A 9,442-nucleotide genomic window follows, 5' to 3' on the forward strand; every position below is an offset into this window, starting at 1 on the left:
GCCGTAGCCATAGTGACGGAACAGCCGCTCGGCGCAGTCGAGAATGCGGGTCACATTCTCCTGTCTGGTGGGGTCTGCCACGATGTTAGCGGCTTCGGACATGGCGCTTTCGGTTTGACGAGTGACGAATTTCAATTTTCGTCAGTCGTAAAACGAAAGCATCGAGGAGTCAACGCGAAATCGACGTACGCGTATAATTGGTGACAGATGGTGACAGTTGCGAGGGCCGGCGTTGACGATTAGCCATTGGCGCCGGAGGCGTCGTCATCCGCGGGCGGAGCAAGGAGCGAAGCGACGCGCGCAGACCCGAGGATCCATTCCGTGACGTAGGCCGAAGAACGAAGGCGGATCAAGGTTACGATATCGTCGCTGACGGCTACTCTCAACCGCCGGAGCGCGGCCGCATGGTCACGGCATGGATCCTAGGGTTTCCGCGACGTCGCTTCGCTCCTTGCTCCGCCCGTGGATGACGAAGTCGCAGTTGCTAGCGCAAGCTGTCGACGTCGCGGTCATGGCGGGAGGAGCGTACTACGCCCCCTTCGCCATTTCCCTCAACCTGAACTTCTGGATCTTGCCCGTGGACGTCTTCGGGATTTCCGCAAACACCACCGCCTTGGGCACCTTGAAACGCGCCAGCAGCCCCCGGCAATGCTCGATGATCTCGGCTTCGGTCGCGCTCTTGCCCGGCTTCAATTCGACATAAGCGACCGGCACCTCGCCCCATTTCTCGTCCGCGCGCGCAACGACGCCGCAGGAGGCAACCGACGAATGCTTGTAGAGCGCGTCCTCGACCTCGATGGAGGAGATGTTCTCGCCGCCCGAGATGATGATGTCCTTGGAGCGGTCCTTCAGCTGGATATAGCCGTCGGGGTGCATGACGCCGAGGTCGCCGGAATGGAACCAGCCGCCGGCGAAGGCCTCGTCGGTCGCCTTCCGGTTCTTCAGATAGCCCTTCATGACGATGTTGCCGCGGAACATGACCTCGCCAATGGTCTCGCCGTCGGCCGGCGTCTCCGCCATCGTCTCGGGGTCCATGATCGTCAGCCCTTCCAGCGCGGCATAGCGCACGCCCTGGCGCGCTTTCTTCGCCGTCCTCGGCCCCTTCTCCAGCGCGTCCCACTCATTGTGCCATTCGTTGACGACGGCCGGGCCGTAGGTCTCGGTCAGGCCGTAGAGATGGGTGACGGCAAAGCCGGCGTCGGCCATGCCGGCAAGCACAGCTTCCGGCGGCGGCGCGGCGGCGGTGTTGAAGGTCACGGTCTGCGGGAACTGGCGCTTGTCCTCGTCCTTCGCGTTGATCAGCACCGACATGACGATCGGCGCGCCGCACAGATGGGTCACGCCGTGATCGGCGATCGCGTCATATATCGGCTCCGCCCGCACCCAGCGCAGGCAGACATGGGTGCCGGCCTGGACGGCAAGTGTCCAGGGGAAACACCAGCCGTTGCAGTGAAACATCGGCAGCGTCCACAGATAGACCGCGTGCCTGGCCATGCCGGCATGGATGGTGTTGGTGTAGGCCATCAGGGCGGCACCACGATGATGGTAGACGACGCCCTTCGGGTTGCCGGTGGTGCCGGACGTGTAGTTGAGCGAGATGGCGTCCCATTCGTCGTCCGGCATCGACCATGCGAACGCCTCGTCGCCCGCGGCGACGAAGTCCTCATAGTCGAGCACGCCGATCCGCTCGCCCTTCGGGTAGGGAGCATCGGCGGCATAATCGGGATCATCATAGTCGATGATCAATGGCTTGGCCTTGGCCAACGCCAAGGCCTCCTTGACCACGCCCGAGAATTCGCGGTCGACGATCAGCACCTTCGAGTCGGCATGATCGAGCTGAAAGGCGATGATGGCGGCGTCGAGGCGGGTATTCAGGGAATGCAACACCGCCTTCACCATCGGCACGCCGAAATGCGCTTCCAGCATCGGCGGCGTGTTGGAGAGCATCACTGTCACCGTGTCGCCCTTGCCGATGCCGTGCCGCGCAAGCGCCGAGGCAAGCTTCAGCGAGCGGCACCAGAACTCGCGATAGGTGATGCGCTGGCTGCCATGGATGATAGCGACATGGTCGGGATAGGTCTTGGCCGTGCGCTCAAGGTAAGTGAGTGGCGTCAGCGGCTGGTAATTGGCGGCGTTCCTGTCGAGATCCTGTTCGTAGGGATTGGCCATCCCGTTCTCCCCAAAGTTCTTTTCGAACCTTCTAACCTCAGGCCCGCTGTCACGCTATCCCTCCGAATAGCTGAAAATGCTATGATCCGGTCGCTTGACAGAACGGCGATCCACGCTGAGCCGTGCCGACAGGTAAACGCCTCCGCTCACTCAGGTTTGACTTTTGTCGAGAGCCGTGACTAATGTCAGCCAGGGAGGCGGCATGGCGATCAGACCGGCAGAACAGCTCATCCACAAGGCCGCCTGGCTTTACTATGCGCATGGCCTTCGCCAGGACGAAGTGGCGAGCCAGCTCAACATTTCGCGGGCCTCGGTCGCCATGTATCTGCGCAAGGCGCGCGAGACCGGCATCGTCAACATCACGACCTCGACGCAGCTCTTCACCGACGATGTCATGGCACGCAAGGTTGAAGACGCCTTCGGGCTCGACGCCGTCTGGATCGCGCCCGAAAATGCCTATCTCGCCGATCCCTCAACCGACATCGCGGTGCTCGCGGCCAGCGTCTTTCTCGAGCTGGTGAAGAAGGGCGACCGCATCGGCGTCGCCTGGGGCCGCACCGTTTACACCATAGCCGACATCATGTCCTTCGCCGACCTGCAGGATGTCACCGTGGTGCAGCTCTGCGGCAATCTCGGCGCGCCCTATTCCTATCGGCCCGACCAGTGCACGATGGAGATCGCGCGACGGCTCAACGCCAAGGGCCTGAACTTCTATGCGCCGCTGGTGCTGTCGACGGAAGAGCTGGCGAAGAGCCTGCGCGCCGAGCCGGTGATCCGCGACCAGCTCGCCGGCATCGCCGACTGCGATCTGGCGCTCTATTCCGTCGGCGCGGTCGACGCCGACAGCCATCTGGTGAAATGTGGCGCGCTGGCGCCGGCCGAGATGGAGGCGCTGCGCAGCCAGGGTGCGGCCGGCGTCATCGCCGGGCAGATCATCGACGCCAGGGGCGAGGTGCTCGACTGCAGCTACAACCGGCGCGTCATCTCCGCCGCGCTCGCCTCGCTGCGCGCCATCGAGAAGCGGCTGATGGTGGTGCAGGAAGATACGAAGTTCGAGCCGCTGCTTGCGGCCATCGCCGGCGGGCTCTGCACGCATCTGGTGATCGGCGCGCATATGGCCGAGCGCCTGCTCCAATACGCCGAGGCGGCAACCAAGAAGGCCTCTTAGAAACCACCCTCGCCGCTTCTGTCATAAAGGCGTCGCGGCTTTCTGTTCATGAGCAAAAAGACGAGTATCGGACGCAACGACATGAAGAACCTTTGGAACGACGCCGACGCGGAGAAGATGGTTGCCGACTACGCCAAGAAGGGCGTCGGCGGCGACCTTGCGCTGCGCGTCTACACGACCCGCCTGCTCGGCGGCGAGCCGAGGCTGGTGCTGCATGGCGGCGGCAACACGTCCTGCAAGACCAAGGCCACCGATCTCCTCGGCGACGAATGGGACGTGCTCTGCGTCAAGGGCAGCGGCTGGGACATGGCCGTCATCGAGCCGCAAGGCCTGCCGGCGGTGAAGATGGGCGCGCTGCTCAAGGCGCGCGCGCTGGACAAGCTTTCCGACGAGGACATGGTGGCGCTGCAGCGCTCCAACCTGATCGATCCGTCCTCCCCCAACCCGTCGGTCGAAACGCTGCTGCACGCCTTCCTGCCGCACAAATTCGTCGACCACACGCATTCGACCGCGATCCTGGCCATCGTCGACCAGGAAAACAGCAAGCCGCTGATCAAGGCCGTGTTCGGCGACAGACTAGGTTACGTGCCCTATATCAAGCCGGGTTTCGACCTCGCCAAGGTGGCGGCGGAAGTGTTCGACGCCGACCCGAGCGTCGAGGGTTTGATCCTCGACAAGCACGGCATCTTCACCTTCGGCGACGATGCCAAGCAGGCCTATGACCGCATGATCCATTATGTGAATGTCGCCGAGGAGTATGTCGCCAGGAACGGCAAGCCGCGGGCGGCCAAGGCGGCGCTGCCCGCAAAGCTCGCCAAGCCGAGCGACATCGCGCCGACGCTGCGTGGCGCGGTTGCCGTGGCGCGCGGCGAAGGCCGCTTCGATCGCATGATCAGCGACTTCCGCACTTCGGACGCTATCGTCGATTTCATCAATTCGGCCAAGATCGTGGAGTTGGCCGGCCGCGGCGTGTCGACGCCCGATTTGTCGATCCGCATCAAGACCGGGCCGATGGCGGTGCCGGCGCCGGACGCTGACAAGCTCGGCGACTACAAGGCCGTGGTGCGCAGCCATGTCGAGGTGTTCGTCAAGGACTACACCGCCTATTTCGAGACCAATGACGCGCTCGACGACGTCAAGCGCACCATGCTCGACCCGATGCCGCGCCTGACGCTGGTGCCGGGTCTCGGCATGTTCGGCCATGGCCGCACGCTGAAGGATGCCAGGATCGCCTCCGATGTCGGCGAGATGTGGATCGAGGCGGTGCGCGGCGCCGAGGCTATCGGCAATTTCCATCCGCTCTCCAAGGCCGATCTCTTTCCGCTCGAATACTGGTCGCTGGAGCAGGCCAAGCTTGCCTCCAACAAGCCGAAGCCGCTGACCGGCCAGGTGGTTCTGATCACCGGCGGTGCCGGCGCCATCGGCGCCGCGACGGCAAAGCTGTTCGCCGCCAATGGCGCGCATGCCGTCCTTGTCGATCTCGACGCCGATAAAGCCGCGGACGCGGCCAAGGCTGCCGGCAACAACTCGATCGGCGTCGGCGCCGACATCACCAAGCCGGCCGAGATGCGCGCCGCCTTCGACAAGGCGATCGCGGTCTATGGCGGCGTCGACATTCTGGTCTCGAACGCGGGAGCCGCCTGGGAAGGCCGTATCGGCGAGCTCGACGACGCCACTTTGCGCAAGAGCTTCGAGCTCAATTTCTTCGCCCACCAGTCGGCGGCGCAGAACGCGGTGCGCATCATGCTGGAACAGGGCACGGGCGGCGTGCTGCTCTTCAATACCTCGAAGCAGGCGATCAATCCTGGCCCGAAATTCGGCGCCTACGGCATCCCGAAGGCGGCGACCCTGTTCCTGTCGCGCCAGTACGCCCTGGATTACGGCGCCTATGGGATCCGCTCCAACGCGGTCAACGCCGACCGCATCCGCTCCGGCCTTCTCACCGACGCCATGATCGCCAGCCGTTCCGGCGCGCGCGGCGTGTCGGAGAAGGAATACATGTCCGGCAATCTGCTCGGGCAGGAAGTGACGGCCGACGACGTGGCGCAGGCCTTCCTGCACCAGGCGCTGGCCGAACGTACCACGGCCGATGTGACCACCGTCGACGGCGGCAACATCGCGGCGGCGCTGCGGTGAGGACGCTGTCAGAGCGGTTCATCGCTCTCACAACGATGAACTGCCTCTTCGTGTTGAAGCGTTTCCCAGGAGAAAACCGTTTCGCAGCTTCTGCTGAAAAACTGCTTCAACCGGTCAAAGTCCCACTCCAATCCTTCCATACTACTGGAAGGGCTGAAGGGGATTAGCTGGTGTTTCGCATGCGAGCTCCAACCCTGATCATTGGTGGAGTTGTCGATGCCCGCAAAAAGACTTCGTATCGGTGTGCTGTTCGGCGGACGCTCCGCCGAGCATGAGGTGTCGCTGCTTTCGGCGGCCAACGTCATGGCCGCGCTTGACCCGGCGAAATACGATGCCGTTCCGATCTTCGTCACGCGCGAAGGACTGTGGCTGCTGAGCAGCTTCGAGAACGGCGCGCTGGCGACGCCGTCGGTTGGCACGCAGCTCTGCCTGGTGCCGGGCGGGCATGGGCGGATGCTCGCGATCCCTACCGGCCGCGCACCCCACGACCTGCCCGCCATAGATATCTTGTTTCCGGTGCTGCACGGCCTGCATGGCGAGGACGGCGCGGTGCAGGGACTGGCCGAGGTGGCGCGCGTGCCGCTCGCCGGCTGCGGCATCCTCGGCTCCGCTACGGCGCTCGACAAGGACATCGCCAAGCGGCTGCTGAAGGCGGCGGGAGTGCCCGTCGCACGGTCGGTGACGATCGACGAGGGCGCGGTGCTTTCGCTTGCCGAACTGGAAGACCGGCTCGGGCTGCCGCTGTTCATCAAGCCGGCGCGGCAGGGCTCGTCGGTCGGCGTCGCCAAGGTCAATGCCAGCCAGGAATTTGACCGGGCCCTCGCGGAGGCGTTCCAGCACGACAGCAAGCTGCTGGCGGAGGAATTCGTTCGTGGCCGCGAGATCGAATTCAGCGTGCTGGAGAGTCCCTCGGGCGAACTCTTCGTCTCGCGTCCAGGCGAGATCGTGCCTGCGGAGAGCCACGGCTTCTACAACTACAACGCCAAATATATCGACGAGAACGGCGCTGCCTTGATCGTGCCGGCCGAGCTGCCGCCGGAGGTGGAGGAAACCATGCGCGACACGGCGGCAAAGGCGTTCAGGGCGCTCGGCTGCGACGGCATGGCCCGCGTCGATTTCTTCCTGATGCCGGACATGACTTTCCTGATCAACGAGCTCAACACCATTCCGGGCTTCACCAATATCAGCATGTACGCCAAGGCGATGGCGGCGAGCGGCGTCAGCTATCCGGAGGTCATCGACCGGCTGGTGACGCATGGGCTGGCGCGCGCCGGCCGGTGAGGTTACGCCGTCCTCACTCCGGCAGCCCTGCCTTCCTGAACCCGTCGACGAAGTGCTCAAGCGTCGCGTCGTCGCGGAACGGCTCCGTGTCGACCCAGCGCTGGGTCGAGAAATGCGGATTGCCGACGAGGAACAGCGCGACCTCGGTCCGGGCCTCGTCGAGGCGGCCGAGTTGAGCAAGCGCTGCCGCCAGGAAGCGGCGTGAGCTGGTGCGGTAGGTCTCGTCGCGGCGCAGTGTCTCGACGGCGGCTTCGTAGTCACGGGCCGCATATTGCGCCTGGCCGAGCGTCAGATAATACCAACTCGGCGGAAAGGGATTCAGCCGGAACGCCTTGCGGATGTGCTCGAGACTCAAGTCCACCTGGCCGGCCAGCACCTCGATGTCAGACAATGTCGCCCAGATATCCGCCTCGTTCGGATCGAGCTCGATCGCCTTGGCGAACTCAATCTCGGCCTGCTCGAAATCGCGTTCATAGGCAAGCAGATTGGCGAGCACCCAGCGGCAGCCAGCGTCGTTGGGGTCGATCGCCACCGCCTTGCGCGCCAATTCCAGGGACGTGCTGCGGGCAGGCTCGAACGCCTCGCCCCAATGCACCCAGCCCATCCAGTGGTTCATCGCAAGCCAGCGATACGCCTCGGCATAGTCCGGATCGAGCGAGATGGCGCGCGTCAGCATCAGATGCGCCTCGCGCGCCATCTGTGGGGACTCGTCGAACGATTTGCGAGCCCGCACGACGAGATCATAGGCTTCCAGATTCCTGGGCCGGTTGCGGGCCGGCGGCGCGCGCAGCCGCCCGAGCAGCGCCTCGACGATCTTGGCGGTAGCCTCATCCTGAACGGCGAAGATGTCTTCCACGCCGCGATCGAACCGCTCGGCCCATAGATGCTTGCCGCTCAGCGCGTCGATCAGCTGGGCGTTGATGCGCACGCGCCCCGCGGCGCGCCTGGCGCTGCCCTCCAGCAGATAGCGCACGCCGAGCTCGCCGGCGATGGCGCGCACGTCCATCGCTTTGCCCTTGTAGGCAAAGACCGAATTGCGCGCGATGACGAACAGGCCAGGAATCCGCGAGAGGTCGGTGATCAGGTCTTCGGTCAGGCCGTCGGCGAAAGACTCCTGCTCGGGATCGTTGCTCAGATTGATGAAGGGCAGCACGGCGATCGACGGTTTGTCGGGCAGCGGCAAGGGCTTGCGCGTGGCGTCGGCCTGTTCGACGGTACCGGTGAAGCGATAGCCGACACGCGGCACCGTGGCGATCCACTCGCCACCACCGGCCGCCGGACCGAGCAGCTTGCGCAATTGCGCGATCTGGACGGTGAGATTGCCTTCCTCTACCGCCGTGCCCGGCCAGGCCGCGTCCATCAGCTCGGCTTTGGCCAGGATTTCGCCTGGACGCGCGACGAGGGCCTCGAGCAGCTTCAGCCCGCGATGGCCGGCGGCAACGGGAACATCGCCCCGAAGCAGCGTTCCCGCGCCGGGATCAAACACGAATGGTCCGAAAGCAAAGCGCGATCCCTGCATGCGGCGATCTATAGAGCAATTCCAGGAAAAGTGTGAGCGGTTAAGTTCGGCGTCTTCGCCGTAACCTTCCGCCCGGAATTGCGTAAAAACAAAGGGATAGACGGGTTCGCCGTTTCGGTGAAACGGCGAACCCGTCTATCCGATTTGGAAGTTTTGAGAACTATTTGGGAGGGCTTAATTACGCCGCTCGCCGCCTGCGGCACAGTGCAATCTCAATCAGGTCGAGGGCCTTTGGAACCCTCATTTCAATGGAGGTTGCCATGAACGACAGCTTTGCTTTTTCCACATGTCTGGCACCGGCAATGCACACGGGCCGGCGGCGCTATCGCCTGGCAGCCTTGCGCAGCCTCATCGCGGAGCACCGCAAGCAGGCCTATTTTCGCTTCGAGCTCAAGCGGATGGCGAGGGACAATCCGCATCTGATCGACGATATCGGGCTGACGAAAAAAGAGGTCGAGGCCGAGATCGCCAAACTGCCCTTCTGGCAGCGGTGAGGCCGCAACAGCAGCCCTCACAAAGACAGAGAGCGGCCCGCTGGACCGCTCTCTTCATTTCGTGACTGCCTGAGACCTTACTTGGCGTTGGGGTTCGGCATCCAGGCCGGCATCGCGACATCGGCATGGGCGAATTGCGGCAGCTTGGCCGACAGGTCTTCCATGTTCTTGATGTCCTTGTCGATCAGCTCCTTCTGGGTGATCAGCGTCGGCGGCACGATGACGTTGTGGCCGGGATCCTCGCCGGCGAGCAGCTGCGCCAACGCGCGCACCGAGACCTGGCCGACGACGGCCGGGTTGGTGGCGGCGGTGGCGGCCCAGGCGCTGTCGGGCTCGCGCATTGCGGCGATGTCCGAGGTCGAGATGTCGGCCGAGTAGATCTTGATGCCCTTGTTCAGGCCCGCCTCGTCGACGGCGATCTTCACGCCCTTGGCGAACTCGTCATAGGGCGCGAACATCACCTTGATATCGGGATGCGCCTGCAGCACGGAACGCGCCTGGTTGGCGACGGAGTTGGCGATCGGGTTGTCGAGCGTGCCGAACTGGGCGACCTCGCTGATGCCTGAATATTTCTTCTTCACATCCACCCAGGTTTCGTTGCGGCGGTCGAGCGGGGCGATGCCGGCGACATAGACATAGCCGGCCTTCCAGCTCTCGCCATTGTCCTTGACCGCC

7 protein-coding genes and 1 pseudogene are annotated in these 9,442 nt (G+C 63.9%); 4 read left to right on the top strand and 4 right to left on the bottom strand.

All coding sequences use genetic code 11. The features are described 5' to 3' along the window. Together EOA28_RS40195 and EOA28_RS14020 are read right to left on the bottom strand one after the other, a co-directional pair. A pseudogene (locus tag EOA28_RS40195) lies at window positions 1-102 on the bottom strand (TetR/AcrR family transcriptional regulator); the annotation flags it as partial. Window positions 103-528: 426 nt separating this feature from the next. Next, complete coding sequence (locus tag EOA28_RS14020) at window positions 529-2,169, bottom strand: acyl-CoA synthetase (RefSeq protein WP_127251336.1); 1,641 nt, start codon at window positions 2,167-2,169, stop codon at window positions 529-531. Window positions 2,170-2,371: 202 nt separating this feature from the next. Here EOA28_RS14020 and EOA28_RS14025 point away from each other — a divergent pair, with 202 nt between their 5' ends. From EOA28_RS14025 to EOA28_RS14035, 3 genes are all read left to right on the top strand, one after another. After that, window positions 2,372-3,337, top strand: coding sequence for a sugar-binding transcriptional regulator (locus tag EOA28_RS14025; protein ID WP_127251335.1), 966 nt, complete (start codon window positions 2,372-2,374; stop codon window positions 3,335-3,337). A gap of 81 nt (window positions 3,338-3,418) precedes the next feature. Continuing rightward, window positions 3,419-5,473, top strand: coding sequence for a bifunctional aldolase/short-chain dehydrogenase (locus tag EOA28_RS14030; RefSeq protein WP_127251347.1), 2,055 nt, complete (start codon window positions 3,419-3,421; stop codon window positions 5,471-5,473). Between the two features lie 216 nt (window positions 5,474-5,689). Continuing rightward, complete coding sequence (locus EOA28_RS14035; protein WP_127251334.1) at window positions 5,690-6,754, top strand: D-alanine--D-alanine ligase family protein; 1,065 nt, start codon at window positions 5,690-5,692, stop codon at window positions 6,752-6,754. A gap of 13 nt (window positions 6,755-6,767) precedes the next feature. On the opposite strand, the gene EOA28_RS14040 is transcribed toward EOA28_RS14035, so the two are convergent. Then, window positions 6,768-8,273 (bottom strand): winged helix-turn-helix domain-containing tetratricopeptide repeat protein, encoded by a 1,506-nt coding sequence (locus EOA28_RS14040; protein ID WP_127251333.1) that lies wholly within the window; start codon window positions 8,271-8,273, stop codon window positions 6,768-6,770. 260 nt (window positions 8,274-8,533) lie between these two features. Here EOA28_RS14040 and EOA28_RS14045 point away from each other — a divergent pair, with 260 nt between their 5' ends. Continuing rightward, window positions 8,534-8,767, top strand: a complete 234-nt coding sequence (locus EOA28_RS14045; RefSeq protein ID WP_245463213.1) for a DUF1127 domain-containing protein — start codon at window positions 8,534-8,536, stop codon at window positions 8,765-8,767. 77 nt (window positions 8,768-8,844) lie between these two features. Here the strand turns inward: EOA28_RS14045 and EOA28_RS14050 are convergent. Further along, on the bottom strand, window positions 8,845-9,442 hold a 598-nt coding region (locus EOA28_RS14050), incomplete at its 5' end, for a substrate-binding domain-containing protein (protein WP_148670715.1).

Origin of the sequence: Mesorhizobium sp. M2A.F.Ca.ET.067.02.1.1 (assembly GCF_004023285.1) — a bacterium.
In the GTDB taxonomy this organism is placed as follows: Bacteria; Pseudomonadota; Alphaproteobacteria; order Rhizobiales; family Rhizobiaceae; genus Mesorhizobium.

Excerpts from the sequence above, each read along its gene's own strand:
- EOA28_RS14020 (WP_127251336.1), bottom strand. The coding sequence starts at position 2,169 with ATGGCCAATCCCTACGAACAGGATCTCGACAGGAACGCCGCCAATTAC.
- EOA28_RS14025 (WP_127251335.1), top strand. The coding sequence starts at position 2,372 with ATGGCGATCAGACCGGCAGAACAGCTCATCCACAAGGCCGCCTGGCTT.
- EOA28_RS14030 (WP_127251347.1), top strand. The coding sequence starts at position 3,419 with ATGAAGAACCTTTGGAACGACGCCGACGCGGAGAAGATGGTTGCCGAC.
- EOA28_RS14035 (WP_127251334.1), top strand. The coding sequence starts at position 5,690 with ATGCCCGCAAAAAGACTTCGTATCGGTGTGCTGTTCGGCGGACGCTCC.
- EOA28_RS14040 (WP_127251333.1), bottom strand. The coding sequence starts at position 8,273 with ATGCAGGGATCGCGCTTTGCTTTCGGACCATTCGTGTTTGATCCCGGC.
- EOA28_RS14045 (WP_245463213.1), top strand. The coding sequence starts at position 8,534 with ATGAACGACAGCTTTGCTTTTTCCACATGTCTGGCACCGGCAATGCAC.